General features: G+C 65.4%; 21 protein-coding genes. 11 read left to right on the top strand and 10 right to left on the bottom strand.

Going from position 1 to position 20369, the window contains the following annotated elements; translation table 11 throughout:
- Positions 1-11: 11 nt before the first annotated feature.
- Positions 12-335: a DUF1476 domain-containing protein gene (locus G3545_RS01150; RefSeq protein WP_170009098.1), complete on the bottom strand. Its 324-nt coding sequence runs from the start codon at positions 333-335 to the stop codon at positions 12-14.
- A 428-nt stretch (positions 336-763) separates the two neighbouring features.
- Between G3545_RS01150 and purC the strand changes: the two genes are divergently transcribed.
- From purC to G3545_RS01110, 8 genes are all read left to right on the top strand, one after another.
- Positions 764-1558, top strand: a complete 795-nt coding sequence (gene purC, locus G3545_RS01145; RefSeq protein WP_170009097.1) for a phosphoribosylaminoimidazolesuccinocarboxamide synthase — start codon at positions 764-766, stop codon at positions 1556-1558.
- A gap of 98 nt (positions 1559-1656) precedes the next feature.
- Positions 1657-1899 (top strand): phosphoribosylformylglycinamidine synthase subunit PurS, encoded by a 243-nt coding sequence (gene purS, locus G3545_RS01140; protein ID WP_170009096.1) that lies wholly within the window; start codon positions 1657-1659, stop codon positions 1897-1899.
- A 9-nt stretch (positions 1900-1908) separates the two neighbouring features.
- Positions 1909-2607: a phosphoribosylformylglycinamidine synthase subunit PurQ gene (gene purQ, locus G3545_RS01135; RefSeq protein WP_170009095.1), complete on the top strand. Its 699-nt coding sequence runs from the start codon at positions 1909-1911 to the stop codon at positions 2605-2607.
- A 26-nt stretch (positions 2608-2633) separates the two neighbouring features.
- Positions 2634-4841, top strand: a complete 2208-nt coding sequence (purL, locus tag G3545_RS01130) for a phosphoribosylformylglycinamidine synthase subunit PurL (RefSeq protein ID WP_170017844.1) — start codon at positions 2634-2636, stop codon at positions 4839-4841.
- Between the two features lie 16 nt (positions 4842-4857).
- A complete protein-coding gene (locus G3545_RS01125) occupies positions 4858-5091 on the top strand; it encodes a BolA family transcriptional regulator (protein ID WP_170009094.1) in 234 nt (77 codons plus the stop codon).
- A 47-nt stretch (positions 5092-5138) separates the two neighbouring features.
- Positions 5139-5477, top strand: a complete 339-nt coding sequence (gene grxD, locus G3545_RS01120) for a Grx4 family monothiol glutaredoxin (protein WP_170009093.1) — start codon at positions 5139-5141, stop codon at positions 5475-5477.
- A 27-nt stretch (positions 5478-5504) separates the two neighbouring features.
- The gene (locus tag G3545_RS01115; RefSeq protein WP_170009092.1) at positions 5505-5792 is read left to right on the top strand and encodes a hypothetical protein; all 288 of its coding nucleotides are present in this window, start codon (positions 5505-5507) and stop codon (positions 5790-5792) included.
- A 287-nt stretch (positions 5793-6079) separates the two neighbouring features.
- Positions 6080-6463: a DUF1232 domain-containing protein gene (locus tag G3545_RS01110; RefSeq protein WP_170009091.1), complete on the top strand. Its 384-nt coding sequence runs from the start codon at positions 6080-6082 to the stop codon at positions 6461-6463.
- A gap of 73 nt (positions 6464-6536) precedes the next feature.
- Here G3545_RS01110 and rpsD read toward each other — a convergent pair whose 3' ends face one another.
- The 5 genes from rpsD to G3545_RS01085 all read right to left on the bottom strand — a co-directional run bounded on the left by rpsD (position 6537) and on the right by G3545_RS01085 (position 11536).
- Positions 6537-7154: a 30S ribosomal protein S4 gene (gene rpsD, locus G3545_RS01105; RefSeq protein WP_170009090.1), complete on the bottom strand. Its 618-nt coding sequence runs from the start codon at positions 7152-7154 to the stop codon at positions 6537-6539.
- 191 nt (positions 7155-7345) lie between these two features.
- Entirely contained in the window at positions 7346-8584 is a 1239-nt protein-coding gene (locus tag G3545_RS01100; RefSeq protein WP_170009089.1) for a lytic murein transglycosylase, read from the bottom strand.
- A 94-nt stretch (positions 8585-8678) separates the two neighbouring features.
- Positions 8679-9548 (bottom strand): glutamate racemase, encoded by an 870-nt coding sequence (murI, locus tag G3545_RS01095; protein ID WP_170017843.1) that lies wholly within the window; start codon positions 9546-9548, stop codon positions 8679-8681.
- A gap of 251 nt (positions 9549-9799) precedes the next feature.
- Positions 9800-10639 (bottom strand): cycloisomerase, encoded by an 840-nt coding sequence (locus tag G3545_RS01090; RefSeq protein ID WP_170009088.1) that lies wholly within the window; start codon positions 10637-10639, stop codon positions 9800-9802.
- Between the two features lie 87 nt (positions 10640-10726).
- A complete protein-coding gene (locus tag G3545_RS01085) occupies positions 10727-11536 on the bottom strand; it encodes an RNA methyltransferase (RefSeq protein WP_170009087.1) in 810 nt (269 codons plus the stop codon).
- Positions 11537-11741: 205 nt separating this feature from the next.
- Between G3545_RS01085 and G3545_RS01080 the strand changes: the two genes are divergently transcribed.
- Positions 11742-12953 carry an NADP-dependent isocitrate dehydrogenase gene (locus tag G3545_RS01080; RefSeq protein WP_170009086.1) on the top strand — a complete coding sequence of 404 codons (1212 nt, stop codon included), beginning with the start codon at positions 11742-11744 and terminating at the stop codon, positions 12951-12953.
- A gap of 88 nt (positions 12954-13041) precedes the next feature.
- On the opposite strand, the gene G3545_RS01075 is transcribed toward G3545_RS01080, so the two are convergent.
- The 4 genes from G3545_RS01075 to recA all read right to left on the bottom strand — a co-directional run bounded on the left by G3545_RS01075 (position 13042) and on the right by recA (position 19178).
- On the bottom strand, positions 13042-14325 hold the full coding sequence (locus G3545_RS01075) for a cyclic nucleotide-gated ion channel (RefSeq protein WP_170009085.1): 1284 nt from the start codon (positions 14323-14325) through the stop codon (positions 13042-13044).
- A gap of 124 nt (positions 14326-14449) precedes the next feature.
- A protein-coding gene (locus G3545_RS01070) for an IS5 family transposase (RefSeq protein WP_170009084.1) occupies positions 14450-15219 on the bottom strand; the annotation gives its coding sequence in 2 pieces (ribosomal slippage) (positions 14450-14902 and positions 14905-15219; 768 coding nt in all).
- 71 nt (positions 15220-15290) lie between these two features.
- Positions 15291-17945, bottom strand: a complete 2655-nt coding sequence (gene alaS, locus G3545_RS01065) for an alanine--tRNA ligase (protein ID WP_170009083.1) — start codon at positions 17943-17945, stop codon at positions 15291-15293.
- Between the two features lie 150 nt (positions 17946-18095).
- Positions 18096-19178 (bottom strand): recombinase RecA, encoded by a 1083-nt coding sequence (recA, locus tag G3545_RS01060; protein ID WP_170009082.1) that lies wholly within the window; start codon positions 19176-19178, stop codon positions 18096-18098.
- A gap of 332 nt (positions 19179-19510) precedes the next feature.
- On the opposite strand from recA, the gene G3545_RS01055 reads away from it, so the two are divergent.
- Together G3545_RS01055 and G3545_RS01050 are read left to right on the top strand one after the other, a co-directional pair.
- Entirely contained in the window at positions 19511-19765 is a 255-nt protein-coding gene (locus tag G3545_RS01055; protein ID WP_170009081.1) for a hypothetical protein, read from the top strand.
- Positions 19766-19786: 21 nt separating this feature from the next.
- Complete coding sequence (locus tag G3545_RS01050) at positions 19787-20143, top strand: hypothetical protein (protein WP_170009080.1); 357 nt, start codon at positions 19787-19789, stop codon at positions 20141-20143.
- Positions 20144-20369: the final 226 nt, after the last annotated feature.

The following is a 20369-nucleotide window of genomic DNA, read 5'->3' as shown; positions in this document are numbered from 1 at the left end:
GTGTAGAGGGATCAGCCCTCGGACTTGATCGAGGCGATGGCCTCGGTCATCAGATCGTCCATGGTGCGGCGCAGCCGGTGCTCGGACACATCGACGCCCTTGGCGTCCAGATCGGCCTTCACCTTGCGGTAGACGTCATGGTCGCCAGCCTCGTCGAAATCCGATTCGACCACGGTCTTGGCATAGGCGACGGCCGCATCGCCATCGAGCCCGAGCTTCTCGGCCGCCCATAGCCCGAGCGCCTTGTTGCGGCGCGCATTGGCCTTGAAGCGCAGCGTCTCGTCGTGGGCGAATTTGGATTCAAACCCTTCTTCGCGCTTGTCGAACGTGCTCATGCGGCTTGGGCCCCTGCATTGTCCAAAAGGTTCGCGGCTTGATTATCGCGAGCCCGTCCCCAAATCAACGCCAACACCCTCCCCTGCGGCATGATGCCGAAAAGTGCGAAGCGATTTTCGGCATCATGCCTGGTCCATAAACATCGATCACGTTTCATGAACTTGGATCGAGTCGATCCAATTCATCGTGATCGAGATCACTGTGACGCCGCTTGCGCGTGGCGCACGTCAACGTGATCGAGTTGCGCCCCCGATACAATGCGGATAAAGGCGCGGCGAGGGCTCGCGTTGTATCCCGTTCACCGATCGGATAGTGTCCGGACGTGAGCGCTTGTGCAATGCGACACGAATCGACGGAGCACGTCACGCCGCGTGAAACACAATCGCCACAGCCGTGGACCAGCCAGTAACCGGAGCCCCGGCACCCGATGGATTTCCTCAATCGACGGTACCCACCCATGAGCCGCCGCCGCCGCATTTACGAAGGTAAGGCGAAGGTCCTTTACGAAGGCCCCGAGCCCGGCACTTTGATTCAGCATTTCAAGGATGACGCCACCGCCTTCAATAACAAGAAACACGACGTCATTGACGGCAAGGGTGTGCTGAACAACCGCATCTCGGAATATGTATTCCAGAAGCTGAACGACATCGGCGTGCCGACTCACTTCATCCGCCGGCTGAACATGCGCGAGCAGCTCATCCGCGAGGTGGAGATCATCCCGCTCGAAGTCGTGGTGCGCAATGTCGCCGCAGGCTCGCTGTCGACCCGCCTCGGCATCGAGGAAGGCACCCAGCTGCCGCGCTCGATCATCGAATTCTATTACAAGAATGACCAGCTCAACGACCCGATGGTCTCGGAAGAGCACATCACCGCGTTCGGCTGGGCCACCACCCAGGAAATCGACGACATCATCGCCCTGGCGATTCGGGTCAACGACTTCCTGTCCGGCCTCTTCCTCGGCGTCGGCATCCGTCTCGTCGACTTCAAGATGGAATGCGGCCGGCTGTGGGAGAACGACATGATGCGCATCGTCGTCGCCGACGAGATCAGCCCGGATTCGTGCCGGCTGTGGGACATCAAGTCGAACGACAAGCTGGACAAGGACCGCTTCCGCCGCGACATGGGCGGCCTCGTCGAGGCCTATTCCGAAGTGGCGCGCCGGCTCGGCATCATGTCCGAGGGCGAGCGCCCGCAAGGCACCGGGCCGGTCCTCGTCAAATAGGGCCTGGCACATGAGGCGTTGAGCCTCGTCCACACTGATGCTAGGCGGGGGCGCGAGTGCCCCCGCTTCCATTTCGTAACATCGCTCACGAGATTTCCATGAAGGCGCGCGTCCTCGTCACCCTGAAATCCGCGGTTCTCGATCCGCAGGGCAAGGCGATCGAAGGCGCCCTGCGCTCGCTCGGCGTGCCCGGCATCGCCAGCGTCCGGCAGGGCAAGGTGTTCGACGTCGAACTCGACGGCGGCGATCCGGCCAAGGCTGAGGCGACGCTGAAGGACGCCTGCGAGAAGCTGCTCGCCAACACCGTGATAGAGACCTACCGCATCGAAGTCGTAGGCTGAGGCGGCGCGATGAAATCAGCCGTCCTGCTCTTCCCCGGCTCCAATCGCGAAGGCGACGCCGCACGCGCCATCGAGCTCGTCACCGGGAAAAAGTCGTCCATCGTCTGGCACGGTGACAACGAGCTGCCCGCCGGCACCGATCTCGTGGTGATTCCCGGCGGCTTCTCCTATGGCGACTATCTGCGCTGCGGAGCCATCGCCGCCCGCGCCAACATCATGGAGGCGGTGCGCGCCCATGCCGCCCGCGGCGGCCTGGTGCTGGGCATATGCAACGGCTTCCAGATCCTGTGCGAGAGCGGGCTGCTGCCCGGCGTGCTGGTGCGCAATGCCCGCCTGCGCTTCATCTGCCGCGAGGCGCTGCTGCGCGTCGAGCGCACCGACACCCCGTATACAAGGCGCTATTCCAAGGGCGCGCTGGTGCATTTCCCGGTGGCCCATGGCGAGGGCAACTACACCGCCGACGTCGAGACCTTGAAGCGGCTCGAAGGCGATGGCCGCGTGGTGTTCCGCTATGTGACGCCGGCCGGGCAGCGCGATGACGAGCAGGTGCTCAACGGCGCCGCCAATTCCATCGCCGGCATCGTCTCCGAGAAGCTGAACGTGCTCGGCCTGATGCCGCACCCCGAGAACCATACCGACCCGGTCGTCGGCCCGACGGACGGGCGCCCGTTGTTCGAGAGCATTGCCGGCGTGCTGGAGCGCGCGTGACCTTTTACGAAAATGAAGTCGGCCACATGATCCCCAACGAACCGAAGATCACGCCCGAGCTCGTCGCCGAGCATGGCCTGAAGCCGGATGAATATGAGCGCATCCTGCAGCTCATTGGCCGCGAGCCGTCGATCACCGAGCTCGGCATCTTCTCGGCGATGTGGAACGAGCACTGTTCCTACAAGTCCTCGCGCCTGCATCTGCGCGGCCTTCCGACCAAGGCGCCGTGGGTGATCCAGGGCCCGGGCGAGAATGCCGGCGTCATCGACATCGGCGACGGCCTCGCCGCCGTCTTCAAGATGGAGAGCCACAACCACCCCTCCTATATCGAGCCCTATCAGGGCGCGGGGACCGGGGTCGGCGGCATTCTGCGCGACGTCTTCACCATGGGGGCGCGCCCCATCGCCTGCCTGAACGCGCTGCGCTTCGGCGATCCGACCCATCCGCGCACCCGCCATCTGGTCGGTGGCGTGGTCGCCGGCATCGGCGGCTACGGCAATTCCTTCGGCGTGCCGACCGTTGGCGGCCTCGTCGGCTTCCACACCCGCTATGACGGCAATTGCCTGGTCAACGCCATGGCGGTCGGCCTCGCCCGGGCGGACTCCATCTTCTATGCGAAGGCCAGCGGCGTCGGCCTGCCCGTGGTCTATCTCGGCTCCAAGACCGGCCGCGACGGCATCCACGGCGCCACGATGGCGTCCGCGGAATTCGGCGAGGGTGCCGAGGAGAAGCGCCCGACCGTGCAGGTCGGCGATCCCTTTGCCGAGAAGCTGCTGCTGGAAGCCTGCCTCGAGATCATGGCGGCCGGCTGCGTCGTCGCCATCCAGGACATGGGCGCGGCCGGGCTCACCTGCTCGGCGGTGGAGATGGGTGCCAAGGGCGACCTCGGGATCGAGCTGAACCTCGACAATGTGCCCTGCCGCGAAGAAGGCATGAGCGCCTATGAGATGATGCTGTCGGAGAGCCAGGAGCGCATGCTCATGGTGATCGCGCCGGGCAAGGAAGAGCAGGCCGAGGCCATCTTCCGCAAATGGGGGCTCGACTTCGCCATTGTCGGCTACACCACCGACAATCTGCGCTTCGTGGTGAAGCACAAGGGCGAGACCGTCGCCGACCTGCCGATCAAGGAGCTAGGCGACGAGGCCCCGCTCTATGACCGCCCGCACGTGCCGACGCCGAAGAAGGCGCCGATCGACGCCGCCGCGCTCGACATCACCGCCACCGTGCACGGCGCGCTGGAGCGCCTCGTCGGCTCGCCGGACTTCGCCTCCAAGCGCTGGGTGTGGGAGCAGTACGACCACATCATTCTCAACAACACCGTCCAGCGCCCCGGCGGCGACGCCGCCGTGGTGCGCATCGAGAACGGCCCCAAGGCCCTGGCCATGGCCACCGACGTGACGCCGCGCTATTGCGAGGCGGACCCGTTCGAAGGCGGCAAGCAGGCGGTTGCGGAAGTCTGGCGCAATATCACAGCCGTTGGCGCCAAGCCCTTGGCATTGACCGACAATCTGAACTTCGGCAATCCCGAGAAGCCGGAGATCATGGGCCAGTTGGTCGGCTGCATCAAAGGCATCGCCGAGGCCGCCCGCGAGCTCGACTTCCCGGTCGTGTCCGGCAATGTCAGCCTCTATAACGAGACCAATGGCCGGGCCATCCTGCCGACCCCGACCATTGGCGGTGTCGGCGTGCTCGATGATATCGAGCAGATGGCGACCCTCGCCTTCAAGGACACCGGCGAGGTCATCTTCGTCATTGGCGAGACCACCGGGTGGCTCGGCCAGTCGGCGTTCCTCACCGAGATCCTCGACCGCGAGGACGGCGCACCGCCGCCGGTCGATCTCGCCAAGGAGCGCAAGCATGGCGAATTCGTCCGCGGCCTGATCGCCGACGGCCTGGTCACCGCGGTGCACGACGTCTCCGACGGCGGCCTGCTGGTGGCGGTCGCCGAGATGGCGATGGCCTCGGGCATCGGCGCCAGCCTCGTTGCGCCGCCGGCGGACATTCGGGCGCACGCCTACTGGTTCGGCGAGGACCAGGCTCGCTACATCGTCACCACCGGGTCGAAGTCGGCGGTGCTGAAGCGCGCCGAGGCGGCGGGAATTCCCATCGCCAAGCTCGGCGTCACCGGCGGCGACCGATTGAATCTGCCGGGCGAACGCCCAATTATAGTCGAAGCGCTGCGCGAGCGGCATGAAGCCTGGCTGCCCATCTATATGGGCGCGGGCCGGATGTGAGGGGGAGAGCCCGGGAATGGCGATGGAAGCGGCGGAAATCGAACGGCTGATTCGGGAAGGTCTTCCCGGGGCGGATGTGTCGATCCGCGATCTCGCCGGTGACGGCAATCATTATTCCGCGACCGTGGTGTCCGAGAGTTTCCGCGGCAAGAGCCGGGTGCAGCAGCACCAGATGGTTTATGCGGCGCTGCAGGGCCATATGGGCGGCATCTTGCACGCGCTGGCATTGCAGACGACTGTACCGGAATGAACGCGGCCTTGGTGCCGTATCTCGATTATCCCCCAGGGAACACGACCATGAGCATCCATGATTTCATCGACAGCCAGGTGAAGAGCAACGACGTCGTCGTCTTCATGAAGGGTACGCCGCAATTCCCGATGTGCGGCTTCTCCGGCCAGGTCGCGCAGATCCTCAATCACCTCGGGGTCGACTTCAAGGGCGTCAACGTCCTAGATTCCGACGAGATCCGTACGGGCATCAAGGAATACACCAACTGGCCGACCATCCCGCAGGTGTTCGTGAAGGGTGAGTTCGTCGGCGGTTGCGACATCATCCGCGAGATGTTCCAGGCCGGCGAGCTGCAGACCCTGCTCGAGGAAAAGGGCGTGCCGGTGATGGGCCGCGCCACCGCCTGATATCCAGCCGGACCCGGCGCTTCCGCCATGGCACGCGTGCTGCTGGCCTTCGGGCTGTTGGCGGACGGCGCCTGTCTTGCCTTGCTGATCGGTGTCGCCGGCTTCGTCTTCGAGGGGCCGGAGGGCGCGCGGGGCGATCCAAGCGCAGTGGCGGTCTGGGTGTCCGGCGTTGTCGTGACCATCGGGGCGGCAATCGCCGCCTTGGTGCTGGCGCGGCGCGGACCACCGGGTCGTGGCGCCCTGGTTGCCTGGATTCCGCCGCTCCTCGGCATCGCTTTGACCTTCGGCCTCGGCGAGATGATCCTGCCGCCGTAAGGCGCATGCCGGTCGCGCTGCAACTATCGAACTCGATGTCGTAACACGACGATGCGTTGATCCGGCCCTTCGTCCGCGGGCGGCTTTGTGATGACGCGCATCTATTCGCATCCGCCCCGAGGTGCTGGCGGATGTGAAGCAGGTCATGGCCGGCAAGGGCCCGGACCAGATCACCAACCGCACGCCGATCCGCGCCGGCCGCCAATAGCGCATCAAGGCCCGCAATCCGATGCCCGCCGCGCCGCAAGTCTGAACCCGAGCCTGGCGGATTGGGCTAGAGTGAGCGGATGTCGTGGTTGGCGAACAGCAAGGCGTGGGCGCGTGGCATCAAGCGGGATGTGCACGCGCTCTATTTGTCGGCGCGCGATCCGCGCACGCCCTGGCACGCGAAAGCCGTCGCCGCGGCGGTCGCGGCCTATGCGCTTTCGCCGATCGACCTGATCCCCGACTTCATCCCGATCCTCGGCTATCTCGACGATATCGTTATCGTGCCGCTGGGCATCCTGCTGGCGATCCGGCTGATCCCCGAGGAGATCATGGCGGAGCATCGCGCCACGGCCGCTGCGGCGGCGCAACGCCCCGTCAGCCGCGCCGCCGCAGCGGCGATCATCGGCCTGTGGAGCCTGACCGTCGCACTGCTGTGCCTCTGGGCTTGGCGGCGCATGGGCTGAGAGGATTTCGGCGCAACAAAAAAGCCGCCCTTCCGGGCGGCTTTTCGTATTGGGCGGCGATGATCGGTGTCGATCAGCGCGAATAATATTCGACGACGAGGTTGGGCTCCATCACCACCGGATAGGGCACCTCGTTGAGCTCCGGGATGCGGGCGAACTTCGCCGTCATCTTGGAGTGGTCGACTTCGAGATAGTCGGGAGTGTCGCGCTCGCCCGAGGCGACCGCCTCCAGCACCAGCACCAGCTGGCGGGACGCTTCCTTCACCTCGACCACATCGCCGACCTTGACCTGGTAGCTCGGGATGTTGACGCGGCGGCCGTTCACCTTGATGTGGCCGTGGCTCACGAACTGGCGAGCGGCGAACACGGTCGGGACGAACTTGGCGCGGTAGATGACGGCGTCGAGGCGACGCTCCAGCAGGCCGATCAGGTTGGCGCCGGTGTCGCCCTTCAGGCGCGCGGCTTCCACATAGACCGCATAGAACTGCTTCTCGCCGATCGAGGCGTAGTAGCCCTTCAGCTTCTGCTTGGCGCGCAGCTGCACGCCGAAGTCGGAAAGCTTGCCCTTGCGGCGCTGGCCGTGCTGGCCGGGGCCGTATTCACGCTTGTTGATGGGGCTCTTCGGGCGGCCCCAAATGTTCTCGCCCATGCGGCGATCGAGTTTATGCTTCGCCGAGACGCGCTTGCTCATGCGCTGGTCCTCTCGCAAGTGTTGCGGTTTGGATCGCGCCCCCTCCTCTGTGGCCCTTGCGGGCCGCTGACAGGTCTTGTCCGAACGCGCCGGACACGGCCACGGGTGCGTGAAACGTGACGCGGGACCGTCACCGATCCCGCGAGGCGGCGTGCATAGGCGCAAAGCGGCGGAACGTCAAGTGTTGGCGCCTATCGGCCCTTCCTCAGTGCCGACAACACGTCGAGCCCGGCATAGCCGTTGGCCTCCAGACCGACCTTCTGCTGGAAGCCGGCGACCGCGCGCATCGTCATGTTGCCGACCCGGCCATCGGTGCCGCCGGTGTCGAAGCCGGCACCGGTGAGACGCTTCTGCACCTCCTGCACCTCGGCCAGCGTCAAGGCGCGCTCGCCGCCGGGGAACTGAGTCTTGAATGGCCCCTCCCCCAGCACCCGGTCGCCGAGATGGCAGACCGCGAGCGCGTAGTTCATCGACGGGTTGTAGGAGCGCACGGCGTAGAAATTCTGTGTCAGCAGGAAGCACGGCCCATTGGTGCCGGCCGGCGCCCATAGCCGCGTCGCCGCCTTCGGATAGGCGAAGCGCCTGCCATCGGCCGGCTTGATGCCGAGCGCCGCCCATTGCTCCACCGCGCGCACCGTCTTGGCGTCGGCGAGGTTGTCGGCCATGCCGGGCACCACCTCGAAACCCCACGGCACGCCGCGCTGGTAGCGCCCGCGCACCAGCAGGTAGCGCGAGGAGCCGGCCAGCGCATCGCCGACGCTATAGGGCGAAGGCTTGCCGTCGCCGTCGAAATCGACGCCGAGATGCAGCCACACCTCGGGCATCCACTGGGTGTGGCCCATGGCGCCGGCCCAGGAGCCGAGCATCTCGGACGGCTGTCCCCAACCCTTCTGCACCACGGCGAGGGCGTTGAGGAATTCGGTTTCCCAATATTTGCGCCGCCGCGGCTCGCCCCAGGCGAGAGCGCCGAGCGAGGCGAACACCGGCTTCATATGGTCCGGGTCTTTCACCAGCTCGCCGAATGCGCTCTCCATGCCCCACAGGCCGAGCAGCACGTCTGGCGCGACACCGTAGTCGGCTTCCAGCCGCTTCAGCAGGTTCGCATTCTTGGCGGCTGCGGCATTGCCGGTGACGATGCGCCATTCGGAGACGCGGCGATTGAGATATTGCCAGAGCTCCTCGCGGAATTCCGGCTGGGCGTCGTCCTTGGCATAGACCGAAATGTCGGGCTTCAGTCCGCGCGTCACGTGGTCATAGACCGTATCGGAAATGCCCTTGGCCTGCGCGCGGGCGCGGAAGCTCGCCACCCATTGCGGGAAAGTCTGCTTGGCGACCTGCGCCCCCGCCTCGCCCGCCACGAGCGATGCACCGGCACCGGCGAGCAGCGCGCGCCGCGTCAGGCTGAAGATCTTCACATCATTTGCAACCACGGCACGATTCCCGGCGCCGCCCCATGACGCTCGGGCAGCGTGGCCGCGGATCGTGACGTATGCAAGGCACTTGTCGGTTAGGCGGTATGGTGTGTCAGGCTTCCAGCGGAACCGGGGACAGCACTTCGCCGGCGCGCGCCTTGCGCCCGACGATCCGCTCGATCAGCGCGGCATCGAGCGGCGTGGCAGTGGAGAACAGCCGCAGCGGCGCCGGGCTGGCCGCAAAGGCGACCGGGCCGATCAGCGAGGAGAGCCGGCGCGCAATCGCCGCCGCCGGATCGATCCACCGCACCGGCCAGGGCGCGTTCCGCTGCAGCCGCTCGAGGATCAGCGGGTAATGCGTGCAGGCCAGCACGACGGTGTCCGTCCGGGCCTTACCCTCGCGCACAAAGGCGGGGGCGATCTCCGCGGCGATGTCGGCATCCGACACCTCTTCGCCCGCCATCGCGGCTTCCGCGATCGAGGCGAGCCGCAGCGAGCCGACCAGCGTGACCTGACACGCGCCGGCGAAATCGCGGATCAGCGCCTGGGTATAGTCGCGCTTCACCGTGCCGGGCGTCGCCAGCACGCTGACCTGCTTGGTCACCGAGCCTTCGCAGGCCGGTTTGATCGCCGGCACGGTGCCGACGAAGGGAATGGAATAGCGCGCGCGCAGCGCCGGCAGCACCAAAGTCGAGGCGGTGTTGCAGGCGATCACTACGGCATCCGGGGCCAGCCGGGCGATCAACGCCTCCATGACGGAGAGCACCCGCCCCACCAGCTCGGTCTCGCCGAGGCGGCCATAGGGAAAGCCGGCATCGTCGGCCGCGTAGACGAAGCGCGCATCCGGCCTCGCCCGCGCCAGTTCGCGGAACACCGAGAGCCCGCCGAGGCCGGAATCGAACACCAATATGGTTGGCGCGTGAAGCGCTGCGCCCGCGGATTGATAGGACACGTAGGACGGCCTGCTTGATCCGCCGGACATCGACCCGCCGGCGCCGGAAACGGAAGGAGTCTCGATACGCATCGTCATGTCCCTCATCCCCGGCGGGATTGTGGCGCATTTTGGTGAATCAAAGGTGAGCGGCGCCCAGCTTGCGTGCTTCGAGGCCGGCCTTGCGGCCGGCGCCTCAGCATGACGTGGACCTGTTTCCGCACAAGAACCACGTCATCCTGAGGTGCGAGCGAAGCGAGCCTCGAAGGATGCTCACACGGAGCGCCGCTTTGATGCAGGCTTCAGTTCACCCCCGGCGGGATGATGCGGTTTACCGTCACCTGGTTGGTCTTGCGGATGATGCCGTAGACCACGTCCGGCTTGGTGCGGTCGAAGGCGAAGCCCTGGCCGGCGATCTGCAGCGGGATGGTGGCGGTCCAGCGCAGCACCGAGCCCATCTCGGGCAGTTCCATCACATAGAGCTCGGCATTGTCGTGGCCGGTGAGGTACAGCTTGCCGTCCGGGCCGAAGGAGCCGCCCGAATTGCTCATGTCGGCGAAGCGATCAACCAGGTTGTCCGGCAGCACATAGGCCTCGGCCACCCGCCAATCCTTGTCGAAGCGCACGATCTGGGTGTTGTACTTGTTGCTGTAAGCGAGCGGGCTCTTGTCGAACACTCGGTTGTAATTGGCGAAGCCGCCCCAGAACTGGCCCTTGGCGTCGCGGTCGATCCAGGTGAGCGAACCCCGATCGATGCCGAAGCTGTGGCTCTCCACGTGCTTCAGCGTGGCGGCGTCCCACACTTCCAGCGAGGAGGTCATCGGCCATTCGGGATAGTTGGAATGGGCAGTGTAGATCCTGCCGTCGATCACTGCGGCGCTGTCGAGATGGATGATCGGGCCGCCCGATGGGCCCTCCCACCGCGCCAGCGGCTTGCCGGAGGCCTTCTCGAACTTGGCGATGACGGTGTTGTCGATGGCGTAGAACGCCTCCGCATCCACACCAACCGCCTGGCGGGCGTCCTTGATGGCGAAGGTGGCGAGCACTTCCGAGCGCCCGACCGGGACGGGCGAAGCCTCCTCCGCCTGCGCCGCGGGGAGCAGGACGGCGAGCGAGAGCGCGACCATGAGAGCGGTTTTCATGATGGCCGATTCCTCCGTTGGGGACTGGAGGCCGAACCATTCGACGTGGCCGTGACGCCGCAATGACGTCAGGAATGCTTCACCCGCTCAGCGCTCCTTGCGCGCCGTGTGCTCGGCCTTGCGGCGCGCCCGCCCTTCCCGCCCCTCGACCAGCGCCGTCACCATGCCGTGCAGCGTCGCCAGATCCTGCCGTGTGAGGCCGATGCGGTGGAAGATGTTGCGGATGTTGCGCGTAGTGGAGGGCTGCTTCTCCGGCGAGCGGAAGAATGCTGCCTCCTGCAGCTCGCGCTCCATATGATCGAAGAAGGCCAGCAGGTCGCCCTTGTCGGCCAGAGGCGAGCGCTCCGGTGGCGCGAATGGCAGCGCGCCGGAGGAGGCACGCTTGAACCACTCATAGCCGACGATGGCGACCGCCATGCCGAGATTGAGCGAGGCGAAGGCGGGATTGACCGGCAGCGTCAGGATCACATCCGCCAGCGAGACCTCTTCCGTATAGAGGCCGGTACGCTCGCGCCCGAACAGCAGGCCGACATCCTCGCCCGCCGCAAGCCGCACCGCGGTCTGCTCGGCGATGGCGTCGGCGCCGAACACCGGCTTTGCCATGCCACGCTCGCGCGCCGTGGTGGCGGCGACGAACTTCAGGTCGGCGATCGCCGAGCGCACATCCGGGAAGAGCTGCGCGCCCTCCAGTATGCGGTCCGCCCCCGAGGCGAAGGTCACCGACTTCGGGTTCGGCCAAGCCTCGCGCGGATTGACGAGGCGCAGCCGCGACAGCCCGAAATTGCCCATGGCGCGCGCCGCCGCGCCGATGTTCTCGCCGAGCTGCGGCTCGACCAGGATCACCACCGGCCCGCCTTCCGCCCATGGTTTGGTGCTGTCGGTACCCGAACCTGGCATTGCGCGTGCTTCTCCCTCAAAGCCCGCGGGTATAGCCGCCCTGCGCGGCGTTGCGAAGCCGGACCACAATTTTCCCGCAGGGCGGAAAAATGGCGCGCCTCGTGCTTTCCAGTGCGGCTGAGCCGGGGTATCACCCCGATGCCGGCGAGCGAGGCGCGGACGCCCGCCGAGTCCTCATTAAGATACCGCCGCGCGAGGGATACCCATGGCGAAGATCAAGGTCGCAAATCCTGTCGTCGAACTCGACGGCGACGAGATGACCCGTATCATCTGGCAGTATATCAAGGACAAGCTGATCCACCCCTACCTCGACATCGACCTGGAATATTACGATCTGGGCGTCGAGAATCGTGACCTCACCGAAGACCAGGTCACAGTGGATGCGGCCGAGGCGATCAAGCGGGTCGGCGTCGGCGTGAAGTGCGCCACCATCACGCCGGACGTCGGCCGGGTGAAGGAATTCAACCTCAAGAAGATGTGGCGCTCGCCGAACGGCACCATCCGCAACATCCTCGGCGGTGTGATCTTCCGCGAGCCGATCATCTGCAAGAACGTGCCGCGCCTGGTCCCCGGCTGGACCCAGCCCATCATCGTCGGCCGCCATGCCTTCGGCGACCAGTACCGCGCCACCGACTTCGTGGTGCCCGGCTCGGGCAAGCTGACCATCAAGTTCGTCGGCGACAATGGCGAGACCATCGAGCACGAGGTCTATAACTACCCCGGCGGCGGCGTCGCCATGGCGATGTACAACATCGACGAATCCATCGCCGAATTCGCCCGCGCCTCGCTGAATTACGGACTGCAGCGCAGCTACCCGGTGTACCTCTCCACCAAGGACACCATCCTGAAGCAGTATGACGGCCGCTTCCGCAAGATCTTCCAGGAGATCTACGACGCCGAGTTCAAGGCCGAGTTCGAGAAGCGCAAGATCTGGTACGAGCACCGCCTGATTGACGACATGGTGGCCTCGGCGCTGAAGTGGTCCGGCGGCTATGTCTGGGCGTGCAAGAACTATGATGGCGACGTGCAGTCCGACATCGTGGCGCAGGGCTTCGGCTCGCTCGGCCTGATGACCTCGGTGCTGATGACGCCGGACGGCAAGACCGTGGAAGCCGAAGCCGCCCACGGCACCGTCACCCGCCACTATCGCGAGCACCAGAAGGGCAAGGAGACCTCGACCAACTCCATCGCCTCGATCTTCGCTTGGACCCGCGGTCTCTCCCACCGCGCCAAGCTCGACGACAATGCCGATCTCGCCGCCTTCGCCGCCACGCTGGAGAAGGTGTGCGTCGACACGGTGGAGAGCGGCTACATGACCAAGGACCTCGCGCTCCTGGTCGGTGCCGACCAGAAGTGGCTCTCCACCACCGGCTTCCTCGACAAGATCTCCGAGAATCTCAGCAAGGCGCTCGCCTAAGATTGCACTCCGCCGCCTGCCTGGCGGCGAGAGACCTGAACACGTCGGCCCGCGTTCGCGCGGGCCGATTCATGTTCGCGGGTTGGAATCAGCCTTTGGCCTCCTGCGGCGACGATGATTCCACGACGACAGCCGACTCCATCTCGACGGCGGCGATATCTCCCTTCGGCGCGACCGGCTCCGGCGCATCCGCCCGCCTGGCGTGGGCGCGGATGCGGTGGCCGATCTCCGGACGGTTGTGCATCAACTCGTCGAGATGCGCGCCGTCCAGCACCAGCAGCATGCAGCGGCCGCGCGCCCGGACTGTCGCGGTGCGCAAGGTGTGCCGGATCAGCGCGAGCTCACCGAAGAAATCGCCCTCCCCGATCATCAGCGGGCCGCCCGGCAATTCGATCTCGACCTCGCCGGAGGCGATGAAATACATGCAGCGGCCGACATCGCCCTTGCGCACGATCACGTCGTTATTCTCCGCAATATGGGAGGAGAGCAGCCGATGGATTTCGCCGATACCGGCGGCATCGAGGTCGGCGAACAGCGGCACCCGGGCGACCATGCCCCAGGTGACGATGAAATCACGCCGCTTGATCACCTCGACGAAGGCGGTGGCGGTGATGCCGACCGGCAGCGCGATCATGATGATGCCGGTAAGCATGGTGCAGGCGCCGATCATGCGGCCGATCACCGTTACCGGAAAGGCATCGCCGTAGCCGACCGTGGTCACGGTGGTGATCGCCCACCACATGGCGGCCGGGATCGAGCCGAACTTGTCCGGTTGCACCGTGCCTTCCGCCAGATACATGGCGGAGGCGAAAACCAGCACTGCCCCCGCGACCAGCCACAGGCAGGCAACCAGCGACTGGCGCTCGCTGCGCAGCACCTCCAGCAGCGACTGCAGGCCCGGCGAATACCGCACCAGCTTCACGAAGCGCAGCAGCCGCAATATAGCGAGGGTGCGCAAGTCGAAGCCCAGGAGCGGGCCGAGTACGAAGGGCAGCCAGGCGACGAGATCGATCAGCGCCGTCGGCGTCACCACATAGCGGCGGCGCGCCGCTCGCTTGGACAGGCCGCGATAGCGCGGGTTTTCCGGCGCCACCCAGATCCGCAGCGCATACTCCACGGCGAATACGACCAGTGACACCAGCTCAAGCGCATGGAATTCCGGCCGGTCGCGCAGGAACAGTTCCGGCACCGTTTCCAGCACCGCGGCAGCCACATTGGCGACGATGAGCGCGATGAGCGCGAGATTGATCCGCTCGGCGAGCTTGTCGCGCGCGGAATCCCGTTCCAGCACCTCGTAGCAGCGCCGCCGCAGCCGGCCGACCGGCCAATTCTTGACGAACGTCCGGACGACATGCCGGAGCCTCGCGCCCATACTTTGCCGCCGAGACCCGCTACGCGTCATGGCCGCTCCCCTGCGGCAACTAGGACCTGCTCCAGCCTGTTGAATCTAGAGCACTTTCTATCGTTCGCACGATTCCGCGCGGACGGAAAGGGCCCTAGGTGACCGACTCATAACTTCGCAGCCAGATGCGAATTGAAGCGAGCTGGATTGAGGCGAGGAAATTGTCGTCTCGCTTGTCGTAGCGGGTGGCGACGGCCCTGAAGTGTTTGAGTTTGTTGAAGAAGCGCTCGACAGCGTTGCGTTGGCGGTAGAGCCAGGCGTTGAAGGCGAGGGTTTTGACCCTGTTGGGCATGGCGCGAACATTGGCCCATGCGCCGCGCCCAGCCATCTCGTCTCGCAAGGCGTCGCTGTCATAGGCCCTGTCGGCGAGAAGGATGTTTCCCGGCTCGACCGCGTCCAGCATGTCGGTGGCCGAGCGCCCGTCGTGAGCTTGGCCCTCGGTGAGCTTCAGGCGGATCGGGCGGCCTTCGGCGTCGACGAGCGCGTGGATCTTGGTGGTCAGGCCGCCGCGCGAGCGACCCATGCAACGGGATCGCTCGTCTTTTTTTGGCCGTTGGCGGCATGCTGGTGAACGCGGATCGACGAGGCGTCGATCATCTGGATATCGCCATCGTAAGCAGCTGATACGGCTTTCAGAATGCGCGCCCAGTGGCCGGCCTTGCGCCACCGGTTGAAGCGGTTCACGCAGGTCGTATGAGGGCCATAGCGCGAAGGGATATCGGCCCATGGCGCCCCGGTGCGCAGGCGCCAGAAGATGCCGTTCAGAACGCGACGGTCATCCACGCGTGCAACCCCGCGCACCTTCGTCGGCAGAAGTGGCTCGATCACCGACCACTCGAAATCCGTCAGGTCAAATCGCGCCATCTCAACCTCCAAGGCTGAGATCAATGAATCAGAACACCGAGCCGCAGGGAATCCCTTTATGGGTATGTGACCTAGACTTCCGCCACCGCAGCTTCGATCGCCGCCAGCGCTTCGGCGGCACGCGCGCCGTCCGGGCCGCCGGCCTGCGCCATGTCCGCGCGCCCGCCGCCACCCTTGCCGCCGAGCGCCTCGGCGCCGCGGCGTACCAGCGCCACCGCGTCGTAACGGCCGGCGAGATCATCGGTAACACCGACCACCAGGCCCGCCCGGCCCTCCTCCGTCACCGCGACGATGGCGACGACGCCGGAGCCGATGCGCTTCTTGCCCTCATCGGCGAGGCTCTTCAGATCCTTGAGGTCGATACCGGAGACCTGCCGCGCCAGCAGCTTGACCGCACCCGCGGTGCGCACCGGCTCTTCCGCCGCCTCGCCACCGCCCATGGCAAGCCGGCGCTTGGCATCGCCGAGCTCGCGCTCCAGACGTCGGCGCTCCTCGACGAGCTGGGCGACGCGCGCCTCGAGCTCACCAACCGGCGCCTTGAGCTGCGCCGCCGCGGCGTGCAGTGCCCGGCTCTCGGCATTGAGGTGGCGGCGCGCGCCGTTGCCGGTCATCGCCTCGATGCGACGCACCCCGGCGCCAACCGCGCTCTCGCCGAGCACGGTGACGATGCCGATGTCGCCGGTGCGGCTCACATGGGTGCCGCCGCACAGCTCCACCGAGAACGGCGCGCCATTGCCGGGATCGGTGCCCATCGAGACGACGCGAACCTCGTCGCCATATTTCTCGCCGAACAGCGCCCGCGCCCCGGAGGTAACGGCATCGTCGACCGCCATCAGCCGGGTCTCGACCGGCTCGTTGCGCAGCACCATGCGGTTGGCGATGTCCTCCACCGCGGCGAGTTCGGCCTCGTCCAGAGGCTTGGGATGGCTGAAGTCGAAACGCAGCCGCTCCGGCGCGACCAGCGAGCCTTTCTGCGCGACATGGTCGCCCAGCACGCGACGCAGCGCCTCGTGCAGCAGATGCGTCGCGGAATGGTTGGCGCGGATCGCGCCGCGCCGCTCGGCGTCGACGGTGAGAGCCAGCGGATCACCGAGCTTCAGCGTGCCGCTCTCCACCTCGACCTCGTGGACGAAGATGTCGCCGAGCTTCTTCTGGGTGTCGAGCACACGCACCTCGACGCCGTTCTCGCCGACCATGCGGCCACTGTCGCCGACCTGGCCACCGGATTCGCCATAGAACGGCGTCTGGTTCAGCACCACGAGGCCGCGCGTGCCGGCCGCCAGCACCTCGACCGGGGCGCCGTCGAAGATCAGCGCCGTCACCGTGCCTTCGGCGCTCTCGGTGCCATAGCCGAGGAACTCGGTCGCACCCACCTTCTCGCGCACGCCGAACCACACCGTGTCGGTCGCCGCCTCGCCCGAACCCGCCCAGGAAGCGCGCGCTTCGGTGCGCTGGCGCTCCATGGCGGTGTCGAAGGCCGGCAAGTCGACGGTGATGCCACGGGCACGCAGCGCGTCCTGGGTCAGATCGAGCGGGAAGCCATAGGTGTCATAGAGCTTGAAGGCGGTCTCGCCGGAGAAGCTCGCCCCCTCGCCGAGGCCTTCGCTCTCGCTTTCGAGGATGGCGAGGCCACGCTCCAGCGTCTTGCGGAATCGGGTCTCCTCCAGCCTCAGCGTCTCGGTGACCAGCGATTCCGCCCGCACGATCTCCGGGTAGGCGCGGCCCATCTCGCGCACCAGCACCGGCACCAGACGGTACATCAGGGGATCGCGGGCGCCGAGCAGCTCGGCATGGCGCATGGCGCGGCGCATGATCCGGCGCAGCACATAGCCGCGCCCCTCATTGGACGGCAGTACACCGTCCGCGACCAGGAAGGTCGCGGCGCGCAGATGGTCGGCGATGACGCGATGGCTCGCCTTCATCGGGCCGTCATCCTCGACATTGGTGAGGTCGGCCACCGCGCCGGTGAGCGCGCGCATCAGGTCGGTCTGGTAATTGTCGTGGGTGCCCTGCAGCACCGCCGAGATGCGCTCCAGCCCCATGCCGGTATCGATCGAGGGCCGCGGCAGGTTAATGCGCTCGCCGCCCGGCAGTTGCTCGAACTGCATGAAGACGAGGTTCCAGATCTCGATGAAGCGGTCGCCATCGGCGTCCGCCGAGCCGGGCGGGCCGCCGGGAATGTGCGGGCCGTGGTCGTAGAAGATCTCCGAGCACGGGCCACAGGGGCCGGTATCGCCCATCTGCCAGAAATTGTCGGAGGTGGCGATGCGGATGATCTTGGATTCCGGCAGGCCGGCAATGCGCCGCCACAGATCGAACGCCTCGTCATCCTCGTGATAGACCGTCACCAGCAGGCGATCGACCGGCAGCTCGAATTCGCGGGTGATCAGGTTCCAGGCGAACTCGATCGCATTCTCCTTGAAATAGTCGCCGAAGGAGAAATTGCCGAGCATCTCGAAGAAGGTGTGGTGCCGCGCGGTGTAGCCCACATTGTCGAGGTCGTTGTGCTTGCCGCCGGCGCGCACGCACTTCTGCGACGTCGCCGCGCGCGAATAGGGACGCTTTTCGATGCCGGTGAAGACGTTCTTGAACTGCACCATCCCGGCATTGGTGAACATCAATGTCGGGTCGTTGCGCGGCACGAGCGGCGAAGATTCAACGACCTGATGGCCGTTCTTCGCAAAATAGTCGAGGAAGGTCGATCGAATCTCGTTGACGCCGCTCATCGAACCCAAGTCCGCCGGTTACCAGATAACCGGCGAGGAACGACCACCGGCCCGCGCACGAGGCGCGAGCCCCGGTTCTAACGACGCGTCAAAAGCTTGTCCAGAAAGGCGGCGTCGCTCACCCCACCGATCCGTCGCCCCGCCCGCCCTTCATTCGCCGTCGCCGTCGCTGTCATCCTCTTCGCCGCTGCCGGCGAGGATCTGCTCGGCGATGAGGCCGGCATTCTGGCGGATGGTCGCTTCGATACGGCCGGAGACGTCGGGATTCTGACGCAGGAAGTTCTTGGCGTTCTCGCGGCCCTGGCCGAGGCGCTGGCTGTCATAGGAGAACCAGGCGCCGGACTTCTCGACCACGCCGGCCTTCACGCCGAGGTCGATCAGTTCGCCCATCTTGGAGACGCCCTCGCCATACATGATGTCGAACTCGACCTGCTTGAACGGCGGCGCCAGCTTGTTCTTCACCACCTTGACTCGGGTCTGGTTGCCGACCACCTCGTCGCGCTCCTTGATCGAGCCGATGCGGCGGATATCGAGCCGGACCGAGGCATAGAATTTCAGCGCGTTGCCGCCCGTCGTGGTCTCCGGGCTGCCGTACATCACCCCGATCTTCATGCGGATCTGGTTGATGAAGATCACCATGGTGTTGGACTTGGAGATCGAGGCGGTGAGCTTGCGCAGTGCCTGGCTCATCAGCCGCGCCTGCATGCCGGGCTGGCTGTCGCCCATCTCGCCGTCGAGCTCGGCGCGCGGAGTGAGCGCGGCCACCGAATCCACCACCAGCACATCGACCGCGCCGGAGCGCACCAGAGTGTCGGCGATCTCCAGCGCCTGCTCACCGGCATCCGGCTGGGAGATCAAGAGATTGTCGAGATCGACCCCGAGCTTGCGGGCATAGATCGGATCGAGCGCGTGCTCGGCGTCGATGAAGGCGCAGATGCCGCCCTTCTTCTGGGCCTCGGCAATGGTGTGCAGCGCCAGCGTGGTCTTGCCGGAAGATTCCGGTCCAAAGATCTCGACCACGCGCCCGCGCGGCAGGCCGCCGACGCCGAGCGCGATATCAAGCCCGAGCGAGCCGGTCGAGACCGTCTCGATCTCCATGACCTTGTCGTTTTTGCCGAGCCGCATGATCGAGCCTTTGCCGAAATGCCGCTCGATCTGGGTGAGCGCTGCATCCAGCGCCTTGGCCTTGTCCATGGAAGATCCTTCGACGAGTCGCAACGTCGCTTGAGTCATTGCTGGGCTCCGTGTCGCATGCAAGGGGGCGTTGAAAATGAGCTGTTCAGGGATTGAGATACCTGTACCCTTTTTGTTCTCAGTTCGCAATATGTTCTTATGCGACACGGTCGAAATGGCGATGATGGAGGCGCAAACGATTGTTGTCGTTCTGATCACCAACGCTTTTTGTCGTTCCGCGACACGAAGCCATTGAAAATGAAGAGGATGGGCCTTCGTCAAACGGACAACAGGAAGCGCAGTTCCGTGCTGTCGCCGTCATCAATCGCGACGGTAAGGCATATGAAGATGCGCGGCCGCGCATTCGGCGGACACGGGTCGGCATGGAGCCCATGCAGCTCGTCGTCGGCGATGTCCATCACCTCGATATGGTAATGCTCCGCGAAGACGGTTCGGAGGCTTGGCCGAAAGCCATTGCATGGCTGGATCAGGCGACAAACCGGATACGCCTCGATCTCCTCCTTCTCGGCAAGGGCGAGGGCATTCGCAATGCCGACGTGATCGCCAGCTTCATCCGAATGACGCAGGATCCGGCGTGGGGCATGCCACGTGGCCTCTATCTGGACAACGAATCGGAATACGGTTGAGCGGATTTCGCCGACGACGCCATGAAGCTTGTGGAACGCGTTGAGTATGGCGGTGGCGAGCGCTCGTCCCAGATCGTACGCGCCCGCCCTTGCAACGCCTCTGCAAAGGCCATTGAAGGCATCTTCGGCATCCTGGAACAACGCTACTTCTGCGCCCTCCTCGGCTGGGCAGGCGGCGACCGCACGAACAAAAAGACCGCCAAGGTCGAGTGCCCGACCGAGCCGTTCCCCGGAACGCTCCAGGATTTGCGTATTCAGATAGCCGCGTGCCTGACGCTCTATGAGCACAAGCCTCAGCGCGGCGACCTCAACAGCCGCTCGCCGCTCACCTCTTTACGGTCACGCAAGTGCTCAGCGGGTCGCTCCAAGCCCTCCTGAGAGCCCTATGTGATGAACTCGGCGTCGTTCCCGGTGGCAGCATCCACGACGTTGAAAGCCGGCTCCTCAAATTTTACTACAGCACGCCAGTTGTCATTCTCGATGAAGCACAGAACCTACCTCTGAAATCGCTTCGACAATTGCTTCACCTGAGCGTCGCCGATGAGGGCGATATAGTCTTCATCTTTTGCGGCAACAGCGAAGTCCGCGACTTCATTCTAGTTAG

Source organism: Starkeya sp. ORNL1 (assembly GCF_012971745.1).
Classification (GTDB): Bacteria; Pseudomonadota; Alphaproteobacteria; order Rhizobiales; family Xanthobacteraceae; genus Ancylobacter.
Note: the sequence above shows the minus strand (reverse complement) of the source record. Positions and strands in the feature narration are given on the sequence as shown.

Coding starts and splice junctions, on each gene's coding strand:
- G3545_RS01150 (WP_170009098.1), bottom strand. CDS start 335: ATGAGCACGTTCGACAAGCGCGAAGAAGGGTTTGAATCCAAATTCGCC.
- purC (WP_170009097.1), top strand. CDS start 764: ATGGATTTCCTCAATCGACGGTACCCACCCATGAGCCGCCGCCGCCGC.
- purS (WP_170009096.1), top strand. CDS start 1,657: ATGAAGGCGCGCGTCCTCGTCACCCTGAAATCCGCGGTTCTCGATCCG.
- purQ (WP_170009095.1), top strand. CDS start 1,909: ATGAAATCAGCCGTCCTGCTCTTCCCCGGCTCCAATCGCGAAGGCGAC.
- purL (WP_170017844.1), top strand. CDS start 2,634: ATGATCCCCAACGAACCGAAGATCACGCCCGAGCTCGTCGCCGAGCAT.
- G3545_RS01125 (WP_170009094.1), top strand. CDS start 4,858: ATGGCGATGGAAGCGGCGGAAATCGAACGGCTGATTCGGGAAGGTCTT.
- grxD (WP_170009093.1), top strand. CDS start 5,139: ATGAGCATCCATGATTTCATCGACAGCCAGGTGAAGAGCAACGACGTC.
- G3545_RS01115 (WP_170009092.1), top strand. CDS start 5,505: ATGGCACGCGTGCTGCTGGCCTTCGGGCTGTTGGCGGACGGCGCCTGT.
- G3545_RS01110 (WP_170009091.1), top strand. CDS start 6,080: ATGTCGTGGTTGGCGAACAGCAAGGCGTGGGCGCGTGGCATCAAGCGG.
- rpsD (WP_170009090.1), bottom strand. CDS start 7,154: ATGAGCAAGCGCGTCTCGGCGAAGCATAAACTCGATCGCCGCATGGGC.
- murI (WP_170017843.1), bottom strand. CDS start 9,548: ATGTCCGGCGGATCAAGCAGGCCGTCCTACGTGTCCTATCAATCCGCG.
- G3545_RS01090 (WP_170009088.1), bottom strand. CDS start 10,639: ATGAAAACCGCTCTCATGGTCGCGCTCTCGCTCGCCGTCCTGCTCCCC.
- G3545_RS01085 (WP_170009087.1), bottom strand. CDS start 11,536: ATGCCAGGTTCGGGTACCGACAGCACCAAACCATGGGCGGAAGGCGGG.
- G3545_RS01080 (WP_170009086.1), top strand. CDS start 11,742: ATGGCGAAGATCAAGGTCGCAAATCCTGTCGTCGAACTCGACGGCGAC.
- G3545_RS01075 (WP_170009085.1), bottom strand. CDS start 14,325: ATGGGCGCGAGGCTCCGGCATGTCGTCCGGACGTTCGTCAAGAATTGG.
- alaS (WP_170009083.1), bottom strand. CDS start 17,945: ATGAGCGGCGTCAACGAGATTCGATCGACCTTCCTCGACTATTTTGCG.
- recA (WP_170009082.1), bottom strand. CDS start 19,178: ATGACTCAAGCGACGTTGCGACTCGTCGAAGGATCTTCCATGGACAAG.
- G3545_RS01055 (WP_170009081.1), top strand. CDS start 19,511: ATGCAGCTCGTCGTCGGCGATGTCCATCACCTCGATATGGTAATGCTC.
- G3545_RS01050 (WP_170009080.1), top strand. CDS start 19,787: ATGAAGCTTGTGGAACGCGTTGAGTATGGCGGTGGCGAGCGCTCGTCC.